We start from the raw sequence: 26,378 nt of genomic DNA on the forward strand, positions 1-26,378 counted from the left end.
ACTTCGAACAAGGGTTGCGAGGACCGCTCCGGCGGTCCTCGCTCTTTCCCGGATCTCCCCTTCGCCTTGGGGAAATCCGGCAAGGGGCGACGCCAACCGGCGCGACCGATCTTCCGACCGTCGAATCCAAGCATGGTGGCCATGACGAGCCTGTCGAACAGCTTTCCCGCTGGCGCCGAGCCGCAGACCTTCCCGTCGGTCGCCGGCCAGGGCGAGGTCTCCGACTTTTTCGCGCTGCTCAAGCCGCGGGTGATGGTGCTGGTCATCTTCACGGCGCTCGTCGGCATGGTCGTCTCGCAGGTCCACGTCCAGCCGGTGGTGGCGACCATCTCCCTTCTGATGATCGCGGTCGGTGCCGGTGCCTCGGGGTGCCTGAACATGTGGTGGGACGCCGACATCGACGCGGTGATGTCCCGTACCGCCAAGCGCCCGATCCCGGACGGGCGCATCCAGCCCGGCGAGGCCCTGGCCTTCGGCCTCGTGCTGTCGGCGGGGTCCGTGATGATTCTCGGGCTCGCCGCCAACTGGCTGGCCGCGGCGCTGCTCGCCTTCACCATCGTGTTCTATGCCGTGATCTACTCGATGTGGCTGAAGCGCGCGACGCCACAGAACATCGTGATCGGCGGCGCGGCGGGCGCCCTCCCCCCGATCATCGGCCAGGCGGCGGTCTCCGGTACGGTCGGGATCGAGTCGATCGTCCTGTTCCTGATCATCTTCATCTGGACGCCACCGCACTTTTGGGCGCTCGCGCTCATCAAGGCTGGCGAATACGCCAAGGCCGGTATCCCGATGATGCCCAACGTGGCCGGCCCGGCCTCCACCCGTCGCCAGATCGTGGGATATTCCCTGCTCCTGTTCCCGGTGGGGCTGGCGCCGGTGGCGCTGGGCTTCGGCGGCTTGCTCTATGGCATCACCGGCCTTGTCGGAGGCCTCGGCATGATCGCCTTCAGCGTCCATGTGATGCGCAACCGCGAGGGCGAGGCCGAGAAGCGCGCAGCCCTCGGGATGTTCGGCTTTTCGATCCTGTACCTGTTCCTGCTGTTCTCGGCCTTGCTGGCCGAACAGGGCCTGGGCCTCTACCGTGGTGTTTCCCTCGGCGGGGTCCTAACGTGAGCCGCGAGACGGACGGCGGCGACGTCGTGCCCAAATCCCTCGACGCCGTGCAGGCCGAGCGTCGCCGCAAGCGGTCGATGGCCATCGCCTTCGTTCTCGGCGCCCTCGTCCTGATCTTCTATGTCCTGACGATCGCCAAGCTCGGACCGCAGATTCTCAATCGACCGATCTGAGGAATGGACCGTATGTCGGATGCAGGCCGCGACAACCGCCACGGTGCGGCCAGGAACACGGGCGCCGCACGCACTGCCTTCGCCTGTCTGGCCCTCGTCCTGACGATGACCGGCCTCGCCTTCGCGTCGGCGCCGCTCTACGACATGTTCTGCAAAGCGACCGGGTTCGATGGAACGCCCCGCCGCGGCGTCGGGATGACGGCCGTCGAAGACGACAGCATGCTCGTCCGGTTCGACACCAACGTCGCCGCCTCGCTGCCGTGGAAGTTCCAAGTCGAGACCCGGGAGATCACGGCGAAACTCGGCGAGACCAAGACGGTGTTCTTCCGCGTCAAGAACACCGCTTCCACCCCTTCCACCGGGATCGCGACCTTCAACGTCCAGCCCGCGCTGATGGGGGGATATTTCTTCAAGATCCAGTGCTTCTGCTTCAACGAGCAGACGTTGCAGCCGGGCGAGACGATGGATTTTCCGGTGGTGTTTTATATCGATCCCGCCGTGCGCAAGGATTCGAACACCGACCATCTCACCGAGATGACGCTGTCCTACACCTACTTCGCGTCGAAGAACGGTCAGCCCACGGCTGCGATCGCGACACCCGCGGGGGCGGGGACGAAGACGAATTTCTGACGGGTTCGGCGTGACAAGGTCGCGCCGCTCGCATTATGGGTTCGAACAGCGGAGCCGGGCGTCGTCCGGTTCCTCAGACGATCAAGAGCCCGATGCCGGGACGGCACAGGGTCGGGGGCGAGGAGAGTAGTTTCGATGGCCGAGGCGCACGCCAAGAATCACGATTACCATATCCTGAGCCCGAGTCCTTGGCCGCTGATCGGTGCCTTCTCGGGCTTCCTGATGGCTTTCGGCGCCGTCTTCTGGATGAAGAGCCTCACCATCGGCACCCTGGCCGTCGGTCCCTACATCTTCGGTGCCGGTACGCTCGGCGTCCTCTACACGATGCTTGCCTGGTGGCGCGACGTGGTCCACGAGGCGAACACCGGCGACCATACCCGCGTGGTGCAGCTCCACCACCGCTACGGCATGATCATGTTCATCGCCTCCGAGGTGATGTTCTTCGCCGCCTGGTTCTGGGCCTATTTCGAGGCGGCTCTCTACACCGCCGATCCGATCCAGGCCTCGCGCCTCGCCTTCACCGGCGGCACATGGCCGCCCAAGGGCATCGAGGCGTTCGATCCCTGGCACCTGCCGCTGCTCAACACGCTGATCCTTCTCACCTCCGGCACCACCATCACCTGGGCGCACCACGCCCTGCTTCACGGTGACCGCAAGGGCGTGAAGTACGGCCTTTGGCTGACCGTGATCCTCGGCGTGCTGTTCACCGCCTGCCAGGCCTACGAGTACAGCCACGCCCACTTCGGCTTCGCCGGCAGCATCTATTCCTCGACCTTCTTCATGGCGACGGGCTTCCACGGCGCCCACGTCATCATCGGCACGGTCTTCCTGGCGATCTGTCTCTACCGGATCTACCTCGGCCAGATGACGACCAAGCAGCACCTCGGGTTCGAGTTCGCCGCCTGGTACTGGCACTTCGTCGACGTGGTGTGGCTGTTCCTGTTCGCATCGATTTACGTCTGGGGTGCCGGCGCTTCGGCACACTGATAACCGGCGGCCAATCGCCGCCACGGTTGGAATTCAGGAAAAGGGCGGCGAAAGCCGCCCTTTTCGCGTCGGACACCCGTTTGCCTCCCCATATGGATCCCAGTGGCCCGATCCCGCGGCCGAGGAGACTACCGCTTTGAGCGAGCCCCGCACGACGCCCGAGCCGATCGCCACCGGCCTGCGCGGCCGCTGTCCGCGGTGCGGACAGGGCCACATGTTCGACGGCTTCCTGACCTTCCGGCCGTCCTGCGAGGCCTGCGGCCTCAGCTACGACGCCTTCAACGCGGGTGACGGCCCCGCCTTCTTCGTCATGTCGATCGTCGGGTTCGTGGTCGTCGGCATCGCCCTGTGGCTCGAGGTGACCTACGAACCACCGATGTGGGTGCATGGGATCGTTGGAGGCGGGCTCACGATCGGTCTCAGCCTCCTGCTGGTACGGCCGCTGAAAGGCGTGCTGGCGGCCTTGCAGTTCGTGAACAAGGCCGAGCAGGGGCGCTTTCGGTGACCACGGCTGCGGCATCGCGGGGCGGGTGGCGGTCGCTCCTGATCCCGGGAATCTCGGCGGCCGTGGTTCTCGCGATCCTCCTCGGGCTCGGCGTCTGGCAGCTGCGCCGCAAGGCGGAGAAGGAAGCGTTGATCGCTCAGATCATCGCACGCTCCCAGGTCGAGCCGCCGGCCGGCCTGCCGCGTCCTCAGGACTGGGATCCCGCCGCTGACGAATTTCGACGGGTGCGGGTCGCCGGACGCTTCCTCCACGACAAGGAGACCCTGGTCCACGGGCTCGCAGCCGGTGCGGTGCCCGGCCGGGCGCTGCAGGGCTTCTATGTGGTGACGCCCCTGGCGCGGAACGACGGTGGAACGGTGCTGGTCAACCGCGGCTTCGTCCCCACCGATCTCAGGGATCCTGCACGACGGGCCGCGGGCCAGATCGCCGGCGAGACGACGGTGACGGGGATGCTGCGGGGGTCGGAACCGCGCACGATGTTCGTCCCGGCGCCCGATCCGGCGCGGGGCGAGTGGTACAACCGCGACATCGCCGGCATCGCCGCCGCCAAGGATCTGGTGGACGTCCCGCCCTTCCTGGTGGAGGCCGACGCCACCGCCAATCCGGGCGGCTGGCCCAAGGGCGGGCAGTTGCGGGTCGACCTGCCGAACAACCACCTCCAATACGCCTTCACGTGGTTCGGCATCGCGGGCTGCCTGATCGGCGTGTTCGGCGTGTTCGCCTGGAAGCGGTTTCGTGAGGTGACCGGGGCGTAAGCGCGCGCTTCGCGCCCAGTATGAGCGACAGGACGGCGCTCGGCAAAAGTCCCGCTCTCGGCCGCTCGGCAAGAGACTTGGTTTGTCCAGAGTCTTGCGCTTGTCCAGAGTCTTGCGCTTGTCTCAAGCGTCGGCCGCGCTACTCTGGAATGAGGGTCATGGCCGACCTTGCTGCGGAGTGTCCTGATGCGCGCCGTTACTGCTGCCTTTGTCCTCGGACATTCCGCCCTCGCCCTGCTCACCGGCCCGGCTTCTTCCGCCGACGAGGCCGCCCGATCCCAGGCCCGCGCCACGGTGGAGCGGCAGATCGAGGCCTTCCGGAAGGGTGATGCCTCCACCGCCTACGCCCAGGCGGCGCCTGCGATCCAGACGATGTTCCCATCCCCCGAGACCTTCCTGGCGATGGTCAGGAAGGGTTACGCGGCGGTCTCCCGTGCCCGCAGCTTCAGCGTGGACCGGATCGAGGACGCCGGCGACGGCGGGATGGCGCTGGGCGTGAAGCTGCAGGACGAGGACGGCGTCGACTGGATGGCGCTCTACACCCTCGAGAAGCAGTCCGACGGGGAATGGCGGATCAACGGCTGTCGCCTGGTCAAGGCGCCGGGTAGTAATGCCTGAGATGGCATGGCGGAACGGCCGAGCGGCCGGAGACCGCCGCACGAAACCTCTTTTCGACACGCCCACCCACATCGTGTAGACGGAGCGCCTTCCCGGAGGCCCCTTTGCTACACGTTTCGACCCGCGGCGCCGCGGCGCCCCTCAGCTTTTCTGACGCGCTCCTCGCCGGCCTCGCCCGCGACGGGGGCCTCTACGTGCCCCAAACCTGGCCGCAGCTCTCGCGCGAGACCATCGCGGCCCTGGCGGGCGTGCCCTATGCCGATGCGGCCAAGCAGGTGTTGCGCCCGCTGATCGATGGGGAAATCGCGGATGCGGCCCTCGATGCGATGATCGAGGAATCCTACGCCACCTTCCGGCACAAGGCGGTCTGCCCGCTGGTGCAGCTGGACGACAACCTGTTCCTGCTCGAACTCTTCCACGGGCCGACGCTGGCGTTCAAGGACGTGGCGATGCAGCTCCTCGGGCGGTTGATGGACCATGTGCTGCGCGCGCGCGGCGCACGCGCAACCATCGTCGGCGCCACCTCGGGCGATACCGGCAGCGCCGCGGTCGAGGCGTTCCGCGGGCTCGACCGGGTCGACGTCTTCATCCTGTTTCCGGAGGGGCGCGTCTCGGAGGTCCAGCGCCGGCAGATGACGTCGGTGGGCGCCGACAACGTCCATGCCATCGCCATCGATGGCAATTTCGACGATTGCCAGAACATCGTCAAAGCGATGTTCCAGCATGGCGACTTCGCCGACGAGGTCCGCCTGTCGGGGGTCAATTCCATCAATTGGGCGCGGGTGGCGGCGCAGGCGGTGTATTACTTCACCAGCTCGGTGGCCCTGGGTGCCCCCCACCGCCCGGTGTCCTTCGCGGTGCCCACCGGCAACTTCGGCGACATCCTGGCCGGCTGGGTCGCCAAGCGCATGGGCCTGCCGATCGGCCGCCTGATGATCGGCACCAACGCCAACGACATCCTGGCGCGCACCCTCGAACACGGCACCTACGAGGTTCGCGGCGTCCAGCCGACCACCTCGCCGTCCATGGACATCCAGATCTCGTCGAACTTCGAGCGTCTGCTGTTCGAGGCCCTGGGCCGCGATTCCTCCGGCCTGGGCCGCCTGATGGCAGGCCTCAAGCAGTCGGGCGGGTTCAGCCTCGACCCGGCGGTGCTGGCGAGCGTGCGCGACGAGTTCGATGCGACCTGCGTGCCGGAGGACGCGGTGATGGCCGAGATCGCCCGCACCCACTCCGAGACCGGGCAGATCCTCGACCCGCACACCGCCATCGGCGTCCATGCCGGGCGCCGCCTGCTGGAGACGGACCCGCGCACTCCGGTGGTGGCCCTGGCCACCGCCCACCCGGCGAAGTTCCCGGATGCGGTGGCGCAGGCCACCGGCGGACTTCGCCCGGCCCTGCCGCCGCATCTGGCCGATCTCATGGACCGCAAGGAGCTGTTCTCGCGGGTCGCCAACGACCAGGGCGCGGTCGAGCGCTTCGTGCGCGAGCATGCCCGCATCACGCGGGGCGCCTGACGCGTGAAGGGAAGCGGCCCCATGATGCGGCGGCGCCCCCTCATTTGGATGGGAACGGGGTCGAGACGCGGCCCGGAAAGATCACCCCGATGAACCAGCATTTCGCCACGCACGGCGCCTCTCCCGACCTCAAGGTCACGCGGCTCGACAACGGGCTGACGGTGGTGACCGAGGCGATGCCGGGGGTGGCGACCGCCACCCTGGGCGTCTGGATCGGGGCTGGCTCGCGCCACGAGCGGCCCGACGAGCACGGGCTCTCCCACCTCATCGAGCACATGGCCTTCAAGGGCACCGCGACCCGCACCGCGCGGCGGATCGCCGAGGAGATCGAGGACGTCGGTGGCGACATCAACGCGGCCACCAGCGCCGAGGGTACGAGCTACAGCGCCCGCGTGCTGGGCGAGGATGTCGGCGTCGCCCTCGACGTCATCGGCGACATCCTCACGAACTCGCTGTTCGACGCCGGTGAACTCGCCCGCGAGAAGGGCGTGATCCTCCAGGAATACGCCGCCATCGAGGACACGCCCGACGACGTGGTCTACGAGGCCTTCACCGAGGCCGCCTTCCCCGACCAGCCGATCGGCCGCCCGATCATCGGCACGCCCAGCACCATCAAGAGTTTCGACCGTACCGCGATCGAGGGCTACATCGCCCGCGAGTACACGCCCGACCGCATCGTCCTGGCGGCCGCCGGTGCGGTCGGCCACGACGCCATCGTCGCGGCGGCCCAGCGGCACTTCGGAGGTCTGAAGGCCACAGAGGCACCCCCGACCGTACCGGGCGTCTACGGCGGCGGCGAGCGCCGCATGAAGAAGAAGCTCGAGCAGGCCAACGTGGTGATCGGCCTGCCCGGCCTCTCCTTCCGGGACGACGGCTATTATGCCCTGCACATGTTCGCGCAGATCCTCGGTGGCGGCCTGACCTCGCGGCTCTGGCACGAGGTCCGCGAGACCCGCGGCCTCGCCTACGAGATCCAGTCCTTCCACTGGCCGTTCTCCGATTGCGGCCTGTTCGGCATCGGCGCCGGAACGTCCGGCTCCGATCTCGCGCAACTCGTGGACGTGACCCTGGCCGAGACGGTCAAGGCGGTGCGCGACCTCGACACCGTCGAGATCGTCCGCGCCAAGGCGCAGCTGAAGGTCGCGCTGCTCTCCGCCCTGGAGACCCCCGGCGGGCGCATCGAGCGCAACGCCCGCCAACTCCTCGCCTGGGGCCGGGTGATCCCGGCGGCGGACGTCATCGCCAAGGTCGACGCGGTCACCGTCGACGACGTTCGTGCGGCCGGCCGCAAGCTCCTTTCGGGCGCCCCCACCCTGGCGGCGATCGGACCGATCAAGACGTTGCCGTCGCTCGATCACGTGCGACAGGTGCTGCAGGCGGCCTGACGGGCGGAACGTTACGCCGAAGCGAGGCGCCCACCGCCGATGCCGTGGCTTTCGCGCCCGGCGGCTTGTTTTGGCCGCAAAGCGGCGCAATCGAACGTGTGGCCGGGCCTTGTCACGTTGCGGTGGGTCTCGGCCCGCACCGTCGCCGCGCACCTTGCCCGCGCCCTGCCCCATCGGTACGACTTGGATCAACCTGAGCCGTAGATGCCGGGATGCGCCCTCCGGCCGGAACACTCGCCCGTTGCGTATAACCACCCTCGTCCTGGCCGCTGTCCTGACGGCTTTCCTCACCGCCATGGCCATGCCGCGCCCGGCCGCGGCCGTGGAAGCCGTGCGCCTGACCCTCGACGCGCCGGCCATCGACCTGACGCCGATGATCGAGCGCTACCGTTCGGACGGCGACCTGATCCAGATCTCGACGGCCCCGGGCAAGGACGGCATCGTCCGGCGCATCGTCGTCAAGGCACGCGACACCGGCGCGCGGCCGGACTGGATGGTGTTCGCGCTCACCAACGACACCGACGAACAGATCGACCGCCTCCTCGTCGCGCCGCACTTCCGGCTCGTGGGGTCGGGCGTGATCTGGCCGGACCTGGGCGGGTCGCGCATCGCCGCGATCACGGCGAGCCAGGGCATCAGGCCCGACCGGGAGGACAACCCCGAGGCCGATCAGTTCATGATCACGGTCGACCCGGGCTCCACCGTGACCTTCGTCGCCGAGCTGAGGGGGCCGAACATCCCGCAGGTCTACCTGTGGGACCAGGAAGCCTACCGCAAGAAATCCACCGGTCTGACGCTCTACAAGGGCATCATCATCGGCATCGCGGGCCTACTGGCGCTGTTCCTCACGATCATCTTCGTGGTGAAGGGGGCGATCATCTTCCCCGCCGCCGCGGCGCTGGCATGGTCGGTGCTCGCCTATGCCTGCATCGACTTCGGCTTCCTGCAGAGGGTGTTTCCCCTCACGGAGGTCGCGGAACGGGTCTACCGGGCCTCGGCAGAGGCGGTGCTGGCCGCCACCCTCCTCGTGTTCCTGTTCGCCTATCTCAATCTCAGCCGGTGGCACGTGCGCTACAGCCACGTCGCCTTCTTCTGGCTCGCCTTCCTGGCGGGCCTCGTGGGTCTCGCCGTGTTCGACCCGCCGGTGGCGGCGGGCGTCGCCCGCATCTCCATCGCCGCGGTGGCCGGCGTCGGCCTCCTCCTGATCGTGTACCTGGCCGCCCACAACGGCTACGACCGCGCCATCCTGCTGGTGCCGACCTGGGTCCTGCTGCTGATCTGGGTGGTGGCGGCGGGCTTCGCCATCACGGGGCAGATCGGCAGCGACCTCGTCCAGCCGGCCCTGATCGGCGGCCTCGTCCTCATCGTCATGTTGATCGGCTTCACGGTGATGCAGCACGCCTTTGCGGGCGGCGGCCTCACCCACGCCCTGGTCTCGGACACCGAGCGCCGGGCGCTGGCCCTGACCGGGGCCGGCGACGTGGTGTTCGACTGGGACGTGCCGGGCGACCGGGTCTTCGCCGGTCCGGAGATCGAGTCGCAGCTCGGCCTCAAGCGCGGCACCCTCGAAGGCCCCGCCTCGAACTGGCTGGGACTGCTGCATCCCTTCGACGTCGACCGCTATTCGGCCGCCCTCGACGGTGTGATCGAAGAACGCCGCGGCCGCATCCTGCACGATTTCCGTCTGCGTTCGCACGTCGGCCCCTACTACTGGTACCGACTCAAGGCCCGTCCGGTGATCGGCAGCGACGGCGAGGTCGTGCGAATCGTCGGCACCATCGCCGACGTCACGGAGCTGAAGGCCGCCGAGGAACGCCTGCTGCACGACGCCGTGCACGACAGCCTGACGGGCCTGCCCAACCGGGAACTGTTCCACGACCGGCTCGACGCGGCCCTCGCCTTCGCCAGCCAGGACCTGCGCCTGAAGCCGACGATCATCCTGCTCGACATCGACGGTTTCAAGGCGATCAACGACGCCATCGGCCTTTCGGCCGGCGATTCCATCCTGCTGACGTTGTCGCGCCGGCTCGGGCGGCGCCTGCGGCCGCAGGACACCCTGGCGCGCATCGCCGGCGACGAATTCGGCCTGATCCTGCTTTCGGAGCGGGAGCCGGACCGGATCCTGGCGTTCGCCGAGATGATCCGGAAGGCGATCGCCACACCGATCACCTATGCCGAGCGCGAGATCTTCCTCACCGTCTCCGTCGGCATCGCCCTCCACGAGGCGGGCGGCAACCAGAAGCGCGAGGAGGTGTTCAAGAACGCCGAGATCGCCATGATCCAGGCCAAGCGCCAGGGCGGCGACCGGTCGGAGGTGTTCCGCGCGACCATGCGCAATGAGCGCGGCGACCGGCTGCTGCTGGAGGGCGATCTGCGCCGCTCCCTCGACCGCAACGAGATGAAGGTCCTGTTCCAGCCGATCGTGCGCCTCGAAGATCGGACGGTGGCCGGATTCGAGGCCCTGCTGCGCTGGGACCATCCCAAGCTCGGACGGCTATCGCCCGCCACCTTCCTCCCCATCGCGGAAGAGACCGGCTTCATCGTCAACCTCGGCAACTTCGTGATGGAGCGGACCGCCCTCGAACTCGCCGCCTGGCAGCGTTCCCTCGATGTCGACCCGCCGATCTTCGCCTCGGTCAACGTCTCCTCGCGCCAGCTCCTGCGCCATGACCTCCTGCACGACGTTAAGACGGTGCTGGCCCGGTCCGGCGTACTGCCGGGTTCGCTCAAGCTCGAACTCACCGAGGGCCTGGTGATGGAGAACCCGGAATACGCCGCCCAGATGCTCACCCGCATCCACGACCTCGGCGCGGGCCTGTCCCTCGACGATTTCGGGACCGGCTATTCGGCCCTGTCCTACCTGCAGCGGTTCCCCTTCGACACCATCAAGATCGACCGGTCCTTCGTGCGCCAGATCGCGACGGGCCGTACCGTGATCCTGCGATCCATCGTGAAGATGGCCCAGGAACTGGGCCTCGCCATCGTCGCGGAGGGTGCCGAGAGCGAAGCCGACGCCCAGGCCCTGGCCGAACTCGGCTGCGACTACGCGCAGGGCTTCGCCTTCGGCGAGCCGATGTCGATGCTCCAGGCGCGCCAATTGGTCGGGGCGGCACCGGAAGCCGCCTGAGCGCGGACATCGGGGTCGGGATCGCGGCCGTACTTAAACCTCCCTTAACCATGATCTTGCATCGTCATCTCCGGGTTCGATCGGCTGCACGGAGCGGCCGGATACCGGACGGGGGACGGGTGCGATGGCGCAAGCGGCGTGGCAGGTGCAGGCGGAGACCGAGACCGACATCGTCCGGCGGGTCGTGGCGCGTCAGCTTCGCTTGCGTGAGCCGAGCGGTTCCGTCGGCGCCACCATCATCCCGATGGTGGCCGTAGCGGCAGTCGATCGCGACGATGACGAGACGGACGAGGTCGACACCTCCGACGTCATGCGGCTGCAGACGGAGGTCACGCTGATGAAGGCGGTCCTAAAGGCCGAGCGCACCGAGAACGAGACATTGCGCTCGCAGATGAGCGCGCGCGGGAATACCGGCGAGGAAGTCCGCCTGGTGCGCGATCGCTGGGCCATCCTGGTCGATCAGCTTCTGCGCCAGCCGCGTTGATCGTCTCCACGAGGGGACACGTAGCGCGAGCCCGGATATCCGGGCTTCGCCCATCGTCCTGCGACCGCAGCGAGCGGCGACAGGAGGTCGGGCCTCCCGTGCGTGCTGACGCTTCATCGCCCTTACACGTCATCGGGAGACGGCCATGAGCGCCCGCTGCTCGCTCGTCGTCAACGGCAAGGCCGTACGCATCTCCACCGGCGAGACCCCGGTGGAGGCGGCTTTGGCCGAGGGCATGATCGGTTCCGGACTGAACGGAGCGGCGGCGTTCGGCCAGGGCGGCGGGCCGGCGGCGCGCCGGGCGAAACCCCGTGGCCATCGGGCCGAGAGCCTCGTCCCCTCCCTGCCGCGGACGGCGCCGACCCTCTGCGCCACCCCTGCCCTGCAGGCCGGCGCGCCGGTGCGGCGCAGCGGAACGATCACCGACATCCGTCCGCTCGGACCGCACGTGGTCGAGATGGTGGTGACCGTCACGCGACGTCTCGACATCCAGCCCGGCCATCAGGTCGTGGTGACGATCCACGGCCACGAGCCCCTGACCCTCAGTCCGACCCTGCGGATCGACGGCGCGGCGGAGCTCAACGAACTCGTTTTCCACCTGTCCCTGCACCCGGGCGAAGCCTGCCTCGCCTCGGCCCTCGGCGAGACGGTGCCCCGGGGCACGGACGTGAAGATCAAGGGGCCGGTCGGACGCGGCTTCTACCGCCCCGGCGGCGGCCGTCTTGTCCTGGTCGCCGCAGAAACCGGCTTCGCGCCGATCTGGTCCATCGCCAGGGCGGCACGCTACATCGAGCCGGCGCGCGACGTGGTGCTGGTCGCCGGCGCTCGCGACCCCCTCGACCTCTACATGCGCCCTTCCCTCGACTGGCTGAGGGCCACCGGCATCGGCCGTATCGTCCTGGTGGCCGACCGTTCGCGCCAGCGCCCGCCGGACGTGCGCCCGGGCCCGTTGAGTGCGCACCTGCCTCCCCTGCGCACCACCGACGTGGTCCACGTGGTCGGCGATGCCTCGACGGTGGGTGCGGTCGAAGTCCTGGCCGCGGCGGCCGGCGCCCGCTGCTATCCCGTCCTGCTCGCTCCGTAAGTCCAAGGTCTGCAGTCAGAGGCCTGCCGACCAAGAAAGAGAAGGCCCGGCGCTTTTCGAGCGCCGGGCCTTCTTCTTTCGTTAGGGCGGGATCCCTCGCTTCAGGCGACCTTCACGCGCCAGATCTCCTCGGCGTATTCGCGCATCGAGCGGTCGGAGGAGAACCACGCCATCCGCGAGGTATTCAGGATCGCCGATTTCCACCACGCTTTCGGGTCGCCCCAGGCGGCGTCGATCTCGCGTTGAACCCGCCAATAGTCGTCGAAATCGACGGTGAGCAGGTAGCGGTCGTTGTGGCGCAGGTCGTCCACCAGCGGCCGGAAGCGGCTGCGGTCGTCCGGCGAGAAGCCGCCCGACCCGATGAGATCGAGGGCCGCGGCCAGACGCGGCGAGGCGGCGATCGCCTTGGCCGGATAGTTCACCTCGGTCATCCGCTCCGCGACACCGGCGGCGTCGAGGCCGAAGATGAAGATGTTGTCCGCCCCGACGTGGTCGCGAATCTCGATGTTGGCGCCGTCGAGGGTCCCGATCGTCAGGGCGCCGTTGAGGGCGAGCTTCATGTTGCCGGTGCCCGAAGCCTCCATGCCGGCGGTGGAGATCTGCTCGGACAGGTCGGCGGCGGGGATGATCGCTTCGGCGAGGCTCACGGAATAGTTCGGCAGGAACGCCACCTTGAGCCGGCCGGCGACGTCGGGATCGTCGTTGACGACCTTGGCGACGTCGCAGGCGAGCTTGATGATGAGCTTGGCCTGCACGTAGCTCGGCGCCGCCTTGCCGCCGAACATCTTGACCCTCGGCGTCCAGTCGCGGTTCGGTTCGGCCTTGATGGCCTGATACAGCGCCACCGTCTCGATGACGTTGAGGAGCTGGCGCTTGTACTCGTGGATGCGCTTGATCTGCACGTCGAACAGTGCGGTCGGGTCGATCACGATGCCGGTGCGGTCGGCGACGACGCGGGCGAGCGCCTCCTTCCGGGCCAGCCGCATCGCGGCGTAGCGGGACTGGAAGGTGGAATCCTCGGCATGGCCCGCGAGGTCCATCAGGGCGGACGGGTCGTCGAGCACACGGTCGCCGACGATCTCGACGGCGAGTTTGGTCAACTCCGGATTGGCGTTGTGCAGCCAGCGCCGGAAGGTGATGCCGTTCGTCTTGTTGACGATCTTGTCGGTGTCGAGGGCGTGGAGGTCCTTGAACACCGTCGAGCGCATCAGGTCGGTGTGCAGGGCCGAGACGCCGTTGACCCGGCGGGCGCCCAGGAAGGCGAGATGGCCCATGCGCACGCGCTTGCCGTGGGTCTCCTCGATCAGGGACACCGAGGCGAGATGGGCGGCGTCGGAATGACCGTGCTTGCCCTGCTCCTCGAGATGCATCCAGTTGATGAGGTAGATGATCTGCATGTGGCGCGGCAGCAGCCGCTCCATCAGGCCCACCGGCCAGGTCTCGAGGGCTTCCGGCAGGAGGGTGTGGTTGGTGTAGCCCAGCGTGTTGGTGGTGACGTGCCAGGCGTCCTCCCACGTGAAGCCGTGGTCCTCGAGGAGGAGGCGCATCAGCTCCGGCACCGCGATCGCCGGGTGGGTGTCGTTGAGCTGGATCGCGGCGTGGTCGGGCAGCGAGCGCAGGTCGCCACGCTCGGCCACATGGCGGCGCACCAGGTCCTGGAGCGAGGCGGAGGTGAAGAAGTATTCCTGGCGCAGCCGCAGTTCCTGGCCGGAATCCGACGAGTCGCTGGGATAGAGCACCCGCGAGATCGCCTCGACCCGCGACCGGTCGGACACCGCGCCGACGTGATCGCCGCCGTTGAAGCGGCCGAGGTCGATCGGCGACTCGGCCTCCGCCTTCCACAGGCGCAGGGTGTTCACGTGGCAGCCGCGCCAGCCGACCACCGGCACGTCGTGCGCCACGGCCCGCACGGTCTCGGCCGGCTGCCAATGGCGGCGGATCACGCCCTCGCCGATCGACGACATGGTGACGTGGCCGCCGAACCCGATGGTGTAGGTGGCGTCAGGCCGGGCGAACTCCCAGGGGTTGCCCTCGGCGAGCCAGGTCTCCGGTGCCTCCTTCTGCCAGCCGTCCTCGAGGGATTGCCGGAACAGGCCGTGGTCGTAGCGGATGCCGTAGCCGATGGCGGGGATCGACAGGCTCGCCATGCTCTCCATGAAGCAGGCGGCCAGGCGTCCGAGGCCGCCGTTGCCCAGGGCCGCGTCGGGCTCGGCCCCCTCGACGGTGTCGAGGGAGATGCCGAGGTCGGCGAGCGCCGCCCGCGTGGTCTCGACGAGCCCGAGGTTGTTCATGGCGTCCGAGAGAAGACGCCCGATCAGGAATTCGAGGGAGAGGTAGTAGACCCGCTTGTTGGGGATCGCTTCGCTGTTCGACGCCATACAGGCGTCGACGATGCGGTCGCGCAGGGCCAGGGCCGTGGCGGCGAACCAATCGCGCTCGCGGGCGATGTCCGGCATCTTGCCGACGACGTAGGCGAGCTTGGCCAGGATCGCCTCGCGCAGATCGATGACCGGATCGCCGGAGACGGCCCGCGCGGGCGTTGCCCAGGCCGGAGCTTTGGGCATGCCGGCCACGGGCTCGGCATCGGCCGCGGTGCGGCTACGGTCCGGTACGGTCAGGACATCGTTCAGCACGTATCATTCCCTCTCTTCGCTGCCGGACTGTGCAGGAAGCCCAAAAAGCCGGCCCGCTCCCCTGGCTGTTCATCGTTCCGGACGCTTGCACCGGCATGGTGGGTCCGCGTGGACGCCTCGTCGGTCCGGCGTCGGTCGCGGTGCGACGCCGCTCGCTGGCGCCGTTCGCAAACCCCGTGCCTCGCTGTCGGCCGAATCGTGCGGGCGTCACGCTGACCTCGGAGCGAGACGGAACTATGGCCGCGCTGCGGCCCGGCTGCGCCCAACCTTCTACGGCGGCGATGCAATCGTCGCTGCGGCGCAACGCGTCAATGATCCATTAACCGCCTTGATGGCTTGGATTGTGCATTGCGATATGATGGATGAGCCGCGAAGGCAGACGATGTCGAACCCGATCCTTTCCGGCACCATCACGATCGCACAGCCTCGAAGCAGCGGTATGGCAGCGATGGACGACATCGACCGCACCGGGCTGAAGCAGGCCGTCCATTCTGGCGGGGCGGCCGATCTCATGAGGGATACCGGGCGTTCGCTACGGCCGCGCATCCTCTACGCGACGCCCGAGATGGCGGATTTCGTCAAGACGGGCGGGCTCGGTGAAGTGGCCGGGGCCCTGCCCCGCGCGTTGCGCCGCCACTACGACGTCCGTGTGCTCATTCCCGGCTACCGGCAGGTGGTGGAGCGGTTCGACCACATTCCCGTGGTGGCGCGGCTGCAAGGCAGGGCCGGCATTCCCCCCTGCGACCTCGGCCTCGTCGAGACCGGCGACGGCCTGCAGGTCTATGTCCTCTTGAGCGCCGATCTCTACCAGCGCGACGGGTCGCCCTACGGCGACGACCAAGGCGACTTTCGCGACAACGACCTCCGGTTCGGCCGGCTCAGCCTGGCCGCCGCCGAGATCGCCGGGGGCGCCGATCCGGCCTGGAGCGCCGATCTCCTGCACCTCAACGACTGGCAGACCGCCCTCGCCCCGGCCTACCTGTCCTGGGCCGGGCGCCGGGTTCCGAGCGTCCTGACCATTCACAACCTGGCCTACCAGGGCTTGTTTGCCAGGGAAGCCCTCGGGCGCCTCGGCGTCCCCGATGCCGCCTTCCAGATGGACGGGGTCGAGTTCTACGGCCACCTGTCCTTCCTCAAGGCCGGCCTGTTCTACGCCTCGCAGGTCACCACGGTCAGCCAAACCTACGCCCGCGAGATCATGACGCCGGAGGCCGGCTGCGGCCTCGACGGGCTGCTGCGCACCCGCGCCGCGCAAGGCAGGCTCGCCGGCATCCTGAACGGTATCGACGAGAGCTGGGATCCGCGCACCGATCCGCATCTCGCGACGCGGTTCGAGGCCGACGACTGGCGCGGCAAACGCGCCAACGCCGAGATGGTCCGCCGTCAGTTCGGCCTCGCCGTCTCGCGCGGACCACTCTTCGCCATCGTATCGCGGCTGGTCCACCAGAAGGGCATCGATCTCAGCCTGGCGGCGGCCGAGACGATCGTCGCCGAGGGCGGACAACTCGTGGTCATCGGTCAGGGCGAGAGCCGCTTCGAGGACGCGCTGCGCGAGCTCGCGCGGCGGCATCCCTCCGCGGTCGGGGTCCATGTCGGGTTCGACGAGAAGGATGCGCGCAGGATGTTCGCGGGCAGCGACTTCCTGCTGATGCCGTCGCGGTTCGAGCCATGCGGCCTCGCCCAGATGTACGCCCAGCGGTTCGGCTCGCTGCCGATCGTGCACCGCACCGGCGGGCTTGCCGATACGGTCGAGGATGGAGTGACCGGTTTCACCTTCGGGGACGCTTCGCCCAAGACCTTCATCGCGGCGGTGCGTCGGGCTCTCGACACTTTCGGGGCCAAGAAGCGCCTCAACGCCATGCGGCGGCGCGCCATGTCCCGTTCCTTCGGCTGGGACCATGCCGCCGTCGACTACTCGGCGCTGTACGCGCGCGCGCTGGGCAACGGTTCCAGCCTGCGTACACGGATGGTGTGACGCGTCGAGCCACTTGGCGCCGTTGCGACAGCCACGAGCCCGTCGTCGGATCCTCGACGATCCGACGACGGGCTAATGCCGTCAGTCTTTACCCCTCGCGCACGAAGATGGTCGTCGCCAGCGGCGGCGCCGTCAGCACGAGCGAGTACGGCTGGCCGTGGCTTTCGACGGCTTCCGTTTGGAGGCCGCCCATGTTGCCGATGTTGGAGCCGCCGTAGCGGCCCGCGTCCGAGTTGATCGCCTCGCGGTAGAAGCCTGCTTCGGGCACGCCAATGCGATAGCCGTCCCGTGGAATCGGCGTGAAGTTCGACACCACCACCGCGACCTCGCCGGGCTCGCGGCCCTTCCGGGCCCAGGCGATGACGCTGTTGTCCTGGTCGTCGGCCACCAGCCACTGGAACCCGGCGGCTTCCGTGTCCCGGGCGTGCAGAGCCGGGGTGGTCAGGTAGAGCTGGTTGAGGTCGCGGACGAGGTCCTTGACTCCGGCGTGAAGGGAATCGTCGAGCAGATGCCAGTCCAGGCTCTGGTTGTGGTTCCACTCCCGCTCCTGGCCGAATTCGCCGCCCATGAACAGCAGCTTCTTGCCCGGGTGCCCCCACATGAAGCCGAAGTAGGCGCGCAAATTCGCGAACTTCTGCCAGCGGTCACCCGGCATCTTGCCCAGCAACGAACCTTTGCCGTGCACAACCTCGTCGTGGGACAGCGGCAGGATGAAGTTCTCGCTGAAGGCGTAGAGGAGACCGAAGGTGAGGTCGTGGTGGTGGTAGCGGCGGTGGATGGTCTCCTTCGAGACGAAGTTCAGGGTATCGTGCATCCACCCCATGTTCCACTTGAAGCCGAAACCGAGCCCACCGGTATAGGTCGGGTGCGAGACGCCCGGCCACGAGGTCGATTCTTCGGCGATCGTGATGGTGCCCGGGGCGTTGGCGTAGGTCGCCTCGTTGGTCTTGCGCAGGAAATGGATCGCGTCGAGGTTCTCGTTGCCGCCGTACTGGTTGGGGATCCACTCGCCCTGCCGGCGCGAATAGTCGAGGTAGAGCATCGAGGCGACGGCATCCACGCGCAGGCCGTCGAGGTGATAGTGCTCGAGCCAGAAGCGCGCATTGGCGGCGAGGAAGGTCGCCACCTCGACCCGGCCGAAATTGTAGATGTAGGTGCCCCAGTCCTGGTGGAAGCCCTGGCGCGGGTCGGCATGCTCGTAGAGATGCGTCCCGTCGAACTGGCCCAGGCCGTGGGCGTCCAGGGGGAAATGGCCGGGCACCCAATCGAGCATCACGCCGATGCCGGCCTTGTGGGCGGTGTCGACGAAGGCTGCGAAGTCGTCCGGGCTGCCGAAGCGGCTGGTGGGTGCGAACAGCGACACCGGCTGGTAGCCCCAGGACCCGTCGAACGGGAACTCCGTGATGGGCAGCATCTCGATATGCGTGAAGCCCATCTCCTTGACGTAGGGGATCAGGCGCTCGCCGAGTTCCTTGTAGGTGAGGAAGCGGTTGCCCTCCTCGGCCACCCGCGCCCACGAGCCCAGGTGGACCTCGTAGATCGAGATCGGCGCATGCCGCGGATCGACGGCGCCGCGGGTGGTCATCCAGGCCTCGTCGCTCCAGGCCGGCTCGCTGGTGCCCTGGAGGACAGAGGCGGTCTCGGGCGGTTGCTGCGCCGCGAAGGCGACCGGATCGGCCTTGAGCGGCAGCAACCCGCCGTCGGGGCCACTCATTTCGTATTTGTAATGGGCGCCGGCCTTCAGGCCCGGAACGAACAGCTCCCAGACGCCGCCGTTCTGCCAGAGGCGCAGGGGATGGCGCCGGCCGTCCCAATCGTTGAAGTCGCCGACGACGCTGACCCGGCGCGCATTGGGCGCCCAGACCGCGAAGCGGAACCCCTCGATGCCGTCGACGGTACGGGCCTGTGCACCGAGCACGCGATAGGTGACGTCGCTGCCGACCTCGCGCAGGGCATCGATGTCGGCCTGTTGCAACGACGAGCCAAAGCCGTAGGGGTCGTGGCGCTTGTGCTCGACGCCGTCCCAGGTCTGGGACGCGATTTCGTAGAGCGGACGCCCCTGGCTCTCGAGGCGCGCGACGTAGAACCCCTCGGAATGCCGGCGCTCGAAGGCCACCCGGTTTCCGCCCACGAGCAGCGTGGCGGATTTCGCCTCGGGAAGGACCGCGCGCACCTCCCAGACACCGGGCGACACCTCATGCGGGCCCAGGACGGCGAAGGGGTCGCCGTGGGTCGCCGACATGATCGCGGCGATGGCCTCCTGCGAGACGGTCCGGGGCGACGTCCCGCCCACCGGCGTGACGTCCGCGGACCCGGAGATGCCCGAAGATGTGGGGGTCCGCGTCGCGAACGTCTCGTCGATATCCGTCATTCAAATGCCTCTCTTGATGTCGTCCAGAATGGTCAGAACCCCTCGCGCGGGGATTTCGATCCAGTCCGGACGGTTATTGGCTTCGTAATCGACTTCGTAGAGGGCCTTGGTCAGCAAGCAGAGCTTGAGGAGGCGCGCTTCCGTCTCCGAATCGGTCACGGCGGCCCTGCTGTCGGCGACCGCCTCCCGGTATCCGTCGAGGAAGGCTGCATCGATCATGCCGCGCCATTCCGCCGCCGCGCGCCGCGCCCGGACCTGCGAATCGGCAAAGCGGGCGGTGATCTCGCGGGTCACGGTCTCGGCGCCGTAGGCGAACGAGCGCAGCATGCCCGCGACGTCGCGCAACGGCGTCGCCTTGCGGCGGCGGTCGTCCGCCGGCCGTGACGGCTCGCCCTCGAAATCCACGATGACGAGGTCGCCCTCGGAGGCGAGGACCTGCCCGAGGTGGTAGTCCCCGTGGATACGGGTCTTCATGGCCCCCTTGGGCGCCTTGGCGATGAGATCCTCGATGACCGCCTCGACCTCGCGACGCCGGCCGATCAGTTCGGTGCTCGCCGTGTTCGCCTGACGGCCGGCCAGCGATTCCAGGCCGCGGAAGGCACGTTCGCCCTGGAGGCGCGTGTCCTCGCCGAGCGCACGCAGGTCGTCGTGGGTGAACGGCTCGGCATCGAAGGCCGCGTCGTCCGTCTCGATGGCGAAGGCTTGGTGCATCTCGGCGGTGCGCCGTCCGAGCAGGATGGCCCAGCGCAGGTGATCCGCGAAGGTGTCGAGGGCCTCCGGCGCCTCGCTCTCGGGCGCCAGCACCACCGTGTCGAAGTCGCGCCGCAGTCCTTCCAGCATCAGGGTCCAGGCGTCGCCCTGGTTCGGCACGAAGGTCTGGAGAACGGCGAGCGCCGTCCGGGTGCCGTCGGCGGCCACATGCTCCATCACGCCGAGCAGGGCGGGCGTGTTGGCGAACCGCGCCGTTTCCGTGAGGAAGCGCCCGACCTCGATCTCGGGATGGATGCCGGTCTGAAGCCGCCGCAGCAGCTTGAGCATCATCTTGGAGCCGATGGCGATGGAGGTGTTGCTCTGCTCAGCCGAAAGGCGCCGGACCTCGCCGATGTCGACCGACACCTCGGAATCGAAGGCGGAGGTGGTCGAGAACTCGAGGCGGCCGGATTCGCTGGGCATCGAGACGCCGTTGCGCATCCCCTCGATGATGGCCACGGCAAAGGCCGGTGCCGCCGCCGCCCCGAACAGGAGGCCGGTGCGGGGACCGCGGCGCACCCGCGCCACCGCGAACGGCATCAGGGTCTCGTCCTCGCGGCCCTCGTCGACGGCGACCGGCACGAAGTAGTCCTGGCGCTCGCCGGTGGCCAGGTGGACCGCGACCCGCGGCAGCAGGAACTTCGCCTCGCCGCCGGCATCGGTCAGCATGGCGCTGTCGATGACCTGGACGGACTTGATGCGCGAGCCCTTGGCGCCGAACCAGCGGCGGGTTGCGATGAAGCGGGGCGCCACCGTGCGCTCGAAGGCGATGCGCTCGCGCCCGGCCATCAGCGTCTCGATGCCGCCGGTCAGGACAAGGGTGAACAGTTCGGGCGTCTCGGGCTGCGGCCCGATCGAACCGGCGTTAGCCGCGCTCAGCCCGAACCAGTAGAAGCCGTAGGACGGCAGCGTCAGCAGGTAGGGCAGGTCGCCGATCGGCGGGAATTCGGAGCCGCCGGTGAGTTCGATCGGCACGGCGCTGCGCAGCTCGGACAGGTCGAGCTGGACCGCCTGGGGGGCGCGCGACAGGTTGGCGACGCACAGGACCCGCTCGCCCTCGAATTCGCGGATCCAGGCGAGGACCTTGCGGTTCGACGGATACAGGAACTGGATCGCGCCGCGGCCGAGCGCGACGGAGTTGTTGCGGATGGCGATCATGCGCCGGGTCCAGTTCAGCAGGCTCGTCTGCGACTGGGTCTGCGCCTCGACGTTGATGGCGTCGAAGCCGTAGATCGGGTCCTGCACCGACGGCAGGAACAACTTCGCCGGATTGGCGCGCGAAAAACCGCCGTTGCGGTCGGGCGACCATTGCATGGGGGTGCGCACGCCATCGCGGTCGCCGAGGTAGATGTTGTCGCCCATGCCGATCTCGTCGCCGTAGTAGAGGACCGGCGTGCCGGGCATCGACAGGACGAGGGACTTCATCAGCTCGATCTTGCGGCGGTCGTTCTCCAGCAGCGGCGCGAGGCGGCGACGGATGCCGAGGTTGATCCGGGCGCGGCGTTCGGCGGCATAGAACGACCAGAGATAGTCACGCTCTTCCGCCGTGACCATTTCGAGCGTCAACTCGTCGTGGTTGCGCAAGAAGATCGCCCATTGGCAGCCCTCCGGGATCTCCGGGGTCTGGCGCATGATGTCGGTGATCGGGTGCCGGTCTTCCCGAGCGATCGCCATGTACATGCGCGGCATCAGCGGGAAGTGGAACGCCATGTGGCATTCGTCGCCGTCGCCGAAGTACTGCGCGGTTTCCTCGGGCCACTGGTTGGCTTCCGCGAGCAGCATCCGGTCGGGATAGCTGACGTCGAGCGCCGCACGGATCGCCTTGATGACCGTGTGGGTCTCGGGAAGGTTCTCGCAGTTCGTGCCGTCGCGCTCGATCAGGTAGGGGATCGCGTCGAGCCGCAGGCCGTCGACGCCCATGTCCAGCCAATAGCGCATCACCTCGATCACGGCCGCGAGCACGGCCGGGTTGTCGAAGTTCAGGTCCGGCTGGTGGCTGTAGAACCGGTGCCAGAAGTATTGCTTGGCGACCGGATCCCAGGTCCAGTTCGACGTCTCGGTGTCGAGGAAGATGATGCGCGTGTCGGAATACGGGGTGTCGGTGTCCGACCAGACGTAGAAATCGCGCTCGGGGCTGCCGGCCGGCGCCTCGCGGGCGCGCTGGAACCAGGGGTGCTGGTCGCTGGTGTGGTTGATCACGAGTTCGGTGATGACGCGCAGGCCGCGCTCGTGCGCCGCGTCCACGAAGCGACGAAACTCCTCCATCGTGCCGTAGGAAGGGTTCACCTCGCGGTAGTCGCCGATGTCGTAGCCGTCGTCGCGCAGCGGCGAGGGATAGAAAGGCATCAGCCAGATCGCCGTGACGCCGAGGTCGCGGACGTAGTCCAGCTTCTGCGTCAGCCCCTCGAAATCACCGATCCCGTCGTTGTTCGCGTCGAAGAACGACTTGACGTGGATCTGGTAGATGATGGCGTCGCGGTACCATTGCGGATCGCTACGATCGATCATCGTGTCACTGCCTTGCGGATCTGATTCAAGGGTTCCGGATCATCGTACCGGTCATCGCGTCCTTGCCCCGCCCCGAATGGCCGGCAACGGACCCCGAAATCCAGAGGCGGGGTGACGTCCCCTGCCCGCGCCATCGGCGGCTCCTGGAATTCGGGTTCGCGTGCGAAGCCCTGACGTGACGGTACGGATTCGATGAGCCGGTGGGTTGCGCCGGGCGGAAAATTCGGTGCGGAACGCGACGGCCGGCCTGTTGGCCAGCCGTCGATCCCGGGTTCGTCGGGGGCTTGCGCCATCATCTTGGCGACGGCGTGACGGCCTCGCCTCGCTGACACGGGTATTCCCGTCACGCAACCCGTCGCGGTGCCCTCAAGCGCCAGATCACACACGACCGCTCGGCCGGGTCGAGGGCGATGCGGTGCGACTTGCCGCGCAGTTCGAACGTGTATCCTTGCAACAGGTCCTCCACCTCGACCGCGCCGTCGTCGGGCTGGCCCAGCAGCCAGAGCGGGACCTCGTAGGTGCATTCACGACGGTTGCGCGGATCGAGGTTGACCATCACGAAGATGCAATTGTCGCCTTCCGGCGTGGTCTTGGCATAGGCCACGATCTCGTCGTCGCCCGCAGCCGTGAAGACGACGTTCCGGAAATCCCACAATGCGGGATTGTCGCGACGGATGCGGTTGAGCTTGATGATGTGCTCACGGATATTGCCGGGGCGGTGATAATCCCACGCCTTGAGCTCGTACTTCTCCGAGTTCAGATATTCTTCCTTGCCCGGATAGGGCTCGGCTTCGCACATCTCGAAGCCGTTGTAGATGCCGTAGACGGACGACAGGGTCGCCGCCAGCGTGGCGCGCACGACGAACCCGGCCCGACCGCTGGTCTGGAGATAGATCGGGTTGATGTCCGGCGTATTGGCGAAGAAATTAGGCCGATAGTACTCGCCCATCTCTCCGGCCAATTCCGTGGAATAGGCGATGAGGTCGGCCTTGGTGTCGCGCCAGGTGAAGTAGGTGTAGCTCTGCTGGTAGCCGGCCTTGGCGAGCTTCTTCATCATCTTGGGCCGCGTGAAGGCCTCGGCCAGAAAGATGACGTCGGGATAGCGGTCGTTGACCTCGGCGATCATCCATTCCCAGAACGGGATCGGCTTGGTGTGGGGGTTGTCGACGCGGAAGATGCGAACGCCGCGCTCGGCCCAGCCCATGACGATATCGCGCAATTCGATCCACAGCGACGGCAGCGCGCCGCCGTAGAAATGCACGTTCGAGATGTCCTCGTACTTCTTCGGAGGATTCTCGGCGAACTTCAGGGTGCCGTCGGGCCGCCACTCGAACCATTCCGGATGAGTCTTGATCCAGGGGTGGTCGGGCGAGCACTGGATCGCGAAGTCGAGCGCGATCTCCATGCCGTAGGCATGGCTGGCCGCGACCAGCCGCGAGAAATCCTCGAGCGTCCCGAGGTCGGGATGGACCGCCTCGTGGCCGCCCTCCTCCGCACCCACGGCATAGACCGAGCCCACGTCACCGGGCAGCGCCTTGAGGGTGTTGTTCTTGCCCTTGCGGTTGGTGCGCCCGATCGGATGGATCGGCGTGAAGTACAGCACGTCGAAGCCGAGTTCGCGGATCTGCGGCAGACGCGCGATGACGTCGTCGAAGGTGCCGTGGCGGTTGACGTCGCCCGATTGGGAGCGCGGGAAGATTTCGTACCAAGCCGAGAATCGCGCCGCCAGGCGATCGGCGATCACCGGAACCTCGACGGGATACCGCGAGAGGTTCAAGCGTTCGGCATTGCGCTGAACGAGAGCGGCGGTCTCGGGCGCCAGGATCAGGTCGAGTTGCGCCGCCGACCCCGCCTGCTCCAGGTCGAGAGCCACGAGCAGGGATTCGAGTGCTGCGGCATCGGGCTCCTCGGCGCGGCTCGCCGCATCCTGGACGATGGCGACGCCCTCGATGGTCTCCAGGCGCACGTCGACGCCGGCGTTGCGCTTCTTGAGGGTGTCGCGCATCCACGAGGCGAAGCCGTCTCGCCACGCCTCGATGGTGAAGACGTAGCGGGCATTGCGCTCCAGCGGAAAGAAACCTTCCCAGCGGTCGTTGTCGACGAAGGTCATCGGATCGCGGCGCCATTCGGTCTCGCCGGCCGGGCGCGACAGGATCGCGGCGGCGATGATGTCGTGACCGTCGCTGAAGACGTCGGCGCCCACCGCCACGCGCTCGCCGACCACGCGCTTGACCGCGGAACGGCCGCCGTCGATCTCCGGGCTGACGGCCTCGATCACGACGCGGCCGCGACCGTCCGGGTTCGTCGGTGTCGGCCAGCGCGAGACCTTGGGTCGCTCGGCCGCCAGGATACGGACTTCGCCCGGTGAAAGCGTGACGACCCCCCCGGCCCGGAAGGCGATCGGCTCCACCTCGGGCGTTCGATCGACGAAGGTACCGAGCATGCCGCCGGTACGGGCCAGAAGAGGTCCGGGCTCCAGAACGGCCGGCGCGTCGGTGGGGTTGTGGAGCACCAGCACCGCGTGGCGGGCCGAGGCGGCGTGGCCGGTGTCGAAGCGGATCAAGGCGACCACCGCTGCATCCGGCGCCGAGATCCGCGCCTGGGCGCCCTCGACGTTGGCGGCGGACAACTCGGCCCGCAGCGCATTGATGGCGGCGATGGAGGCCGAGATATCCACCCCCGTGGCGGTCTCGCGTGCCTCAGGCGTCGTCTCGACCACGTGCAGCGGACGCGCGTAGCCCCACTCGTAGCCGATCGGCATCAAGACACCGGCCGAAAAGAACGCGGCCAGGGTGTAGCGGGCCTTGAGATGGCGGGCGATCGCCGCGGCGTCGCCCGGCGCCTGCGCCGCGAGGCGCGGCATGTCGTGGTTCTCGGGGAACGCGATCGAGGGCGCGATGACGCGCAGGCGCTCGTATTGCTCCAGCGCCCACGGCGCCTTGAGATCCCACCAGGCAAAGGAGTTGAAGAGGTAGTCGAAGCCGGAGCCGGCGGTGGCCTGCGCCTCCTCGAAGGTGCATCCCAGCGTCTCGGCGGCGAACAGGCAATCCGGCTCGATCGCCTTGGCCGACTGGATCAGGACACGCCAGACCTCCGGCGGCACCTTGTAGGCGGCGTCGCAGCGGAATCCACTCACGCCTAGGTCCTGCAGGCGGTTGATATAGGCGGCCCAGAGCTTGGTCAGCTCATGGGCGGCGGCCTCCGAATGGTAGTTCAGTTCCGCGAGATCGCCCCAGACGGTGCGGATCGTCGGGTCGTCGGGATCGACCGCATACGGGCTTTCGGGATGCCCGTGTTCGTCGAGGACGAACAGATCCGGCCGCGAGCGTGCGAGGGGGCCGTCCTTGGCGGTGTGGTTGATGACGAGATCGATCATCACCGAAAGACCGAGCTCTCGCGCCGCCGCGCAGAAGCGGCGGACCTGGTCGTCGTCGGACGTTCCGTCCTGGTCGCGGAACCGCTCGTCCAGGCGCTCGATGTCCGAGACGGCATAGAGGCTGCGCGAACCGCCGGTCTGGTGAAACGGATTGAGGTAGATCCAGTCGAACCCCATCGCGGCGATGCGCGGCAGTTCGGCGGTCCAGGCGGAGACGGGCCCAACCAGGAGCGGGAAAAGGTTGTAGATCCGCGGCCCCTCGGCCCGGGGCGCCAGTGTGGCGGGCAGCGCCACGAGGCCGGCGTCGGCCCGCTGCGCGGAGGTCCTTGCGGGGTTGGGAGCGTTCATGTCTTCGTCCTATCGGTCGTCGCGCGCCCTCGGGCCTCT

Annotated in this window: 17 protein-coding genes; 13 read left to right on the plus strand and 4 right to left on the minus strand. The window is 67.9% G+C overall.

The features are described from left to right. The first annotated feature begins 141 nt into the window (after positions 1-141). The 12 genes from ASG40_RS09105 to ASG40_RS09160 all read left to right on the plus strand — a co-directional run bounded on the left by ASG40_RS09105 (position 142) and on the right by ASG40_RS09160 (position 12,378). Positions 142-1,113 carry a heme o synthase gene (locus ASG40_RS09105; RefSeq protein ID WP_055884693.1) on the plus strand — a complete coding sequence of 324 codons (972 nt, stop codon included), beginning with the start codon at positions 142-144 and terminating at the stop codon, positions 1,111-1,113. Next, entirely contained in the window at positions 1,110-1,286 is a 177-nt protein-coding gene (locus tag ASG40_RS21150) for a hypothetical protein (RefSeq protein WP_156387634.1), read from the plus strand. Before ASG40_RS09105 ends, ASG40_RS21150 begins: the two co-directional genes overlap by 4 nt. Positions 1,287-1,298: 12 nt before the next feature. Continuing rightward, on the plus strand, positions 1,299-1,916 hold the full coding sequence (locus tag ASG40_RS09115) for a cytochrome c oxidase assembly protein (protein WP_055883941.1): 618 nt from the start codon (positions 1,299-1,301) through the stop codon (positions 1,914-1,916). A gap of 135 nt (positions 1,917-2,051) precedes the next feature. Beyond that, complete coding sequence (locus tag ASG40_RS09120; RefSeq protein WP_055883944.1) at positions 2,052-2,903, plus strand: cytochrome c oxidase subunit 3; 852 nt, start codon at positions 2,052-2,054, stop codon at positions 2,901-2,903. A 136-nt stretch (positions 2,904-3,039) separates the two neighbouring features. Then, the gene (locus ASG40_RS09125) at positions 3,040-3,408 is read left to right on the plus strand and encodes a DUF983 domain-containing protein (RefSeq protein ID WP_055883946.1); all 369 of its coding nucleotides are present in this window, start codon (positions 3,040-3,042) and stop codon (positions 3,406-3,408) included. 62 nt (positions 3,409-3,470) lie between these two features. Beyond that, a complete protein-coding gene (locus ASG40_RS09130; RefSeq protein WP_443136598.1) occupies positions 3,471-4,163 on the plus strand; it encodes an SURF1 family protein in 693 nt (230 codons plus the stop codon). A 186-nt stretch (positions 4,164-4,349) separates the two neighbouring features. Continuing rightward, positions 4,350-4,781 carry a DUF4864 domain-containing protein gene (locus ASG40_RS09135; protein ID WP_055883952.1) on the plus strand — a complete coding sequence of 144 codons (432 nt, stop codon included), beginning with the start codon at positions 4,350-4,352 and terminating at the stop codon, positions 4,779-4,781. 104 nt (positions 4,782-4,885) lie between these two features. Continuing rightward, on the plus strand, positions 4,886-6,298 hold the full coding sequence (thrC, locus tag ASG40_RS09140) for a threonine synthase (protein ID WP_055883955.1): 1,413 nt from the start codon (positions 4,886-4,888) through the stop codon (positions 6,296-6,298). 89 nt (positions 6,299-6,387) lie between these two features. Next, complete coding sequence (locus ASG40_RS09145; protein ID WP_055884701.1) at positions 6,388-7,683, plus strand: M16 family metallopeptidase; 1,296 nt, start codon at positions 6,388-6,390, stop codon at positions 7,681-7,683. 295 nt (positions 7,684-7,978) lie between these two features. Then, entirely contained in the window at positions 7,979-10,810 is a 2,832-nt protein-coding gene (locus ASG40_RS09150; protein WP_082494587.1) for a sensor domain-containing phosphodiesterase, read from the plus strand. A 124-nt stretch (positions 10,811-10,934) separates the two neighbouring features. After that, positions 10,935-11,294, plus strand: coding sequence for a hypothetical protein (locus tag ASG40_RS09155; RefSeq protein ID WP_055883960.1), 360 nt, complete (start codon positions 10,935-10,937; stop codon positions 11,292-11,294). Between the two features lie 145 nt (positions 11,295-11,439). Further along, complete coding sequence (locus ASG40_RS09160; RefSeq protein WP_055883963.1) at positions 11,440-12,378, plus strand: ferredoxin--NAD(+) reductase; 939 nt, start codon at positions 11,440-11,442, stop codon at positions 12,376-12,378. 101 nt (positions 12,379-12,479) lie between these two features. Here ASG40_RS09160 and ASG40_RS09165 read toward each other — a convergent pair whose 3' ends face one another. Continuing rightward, entirely contained in the window at positions 12,480-14,942 is a 2,463-nt protein-coding gene (locus ASG40_RS09165) for a glycogen/starch/alpha-glucan phosphorylase (RefSeq protein WP_156387650.1), read from the minus strand. A gap of 580 nt (positions 14,943-15,522) precedes the next feature. Here ASG40_RS09165 and glgA point away from each other — a divergent pair. Then, positions 15,523-16,986 carry a glycogen synthase GlgA gene (gene glgA / locus ASG40_RS09170; protein ID WP_244480585.1) on the plus strand — a complete coding sequence of 488 codons (1,464 nt, stop codon included), beginning with the start codon at positions 15,523-15,525 and terminating at the stop codon, positions 16,984-16,986. Positions 16,987-17,074: 88 nt separating this feature from the next. On the opposite strand, the gene glgB is transcribed toward glgA, so the two are convergent. The 3 genes from glgB to ASG40_RS09185 all read right to left on the minus strand — a co-directional run bounded on the left by glgB (position 17,075) and on the right by ASG40_RS09185 (position 26,339). Beyond that, complete coding sequence (gene glgB, locus ASG40_RS09175) at positions 17,075-19,357, minus strand: 1,4-alpha-glucan branching protein GlgB (protein ID WP_055883969.1); 2,283 nt, start codon at positions 19,355-19,357, stop codon at positions 17,075-17,077. Continuing rightward, the gene (treS, locus tag ASG40_RS09180) at positions 19,358-22,615 is read right to left on the minus strand and encodes a maltose alpha-D-glucosyltransferase (protein ID WP_055883973.1); all 3,258 of its coding nucleotides are present in this window, start codon (positions 22,613-22,615) and stop codon (positions 19,358-19,360) included. Positions 22,616-22,958: 343 nt separating this feature from the next. Then, on the minus strand, positions 22,959-26,339 hold the full coding sequence (locus ASG40_RS09185; protein WP_055883976.1) for a maltotransferase domain-containing protein: 3,381 nt from the start codon (positions 26,337-26,339) through the stop codon (positions 22,959-22,961). Between the last annotated feature and the right edge of the window lie 39 nt (positions 26,340-26,378).

Origin of the sequence: Methylobacterium sp. Leaf399, assembly GCF_001424525.1 — a bacterium.
In the GTDB taxonomy this organism is placed as follows: Bacteria; Pseudomonadota; Alphaproteobacteria; order Rhizobiales; family Beijerinckiaceae; genus Methylobacterium.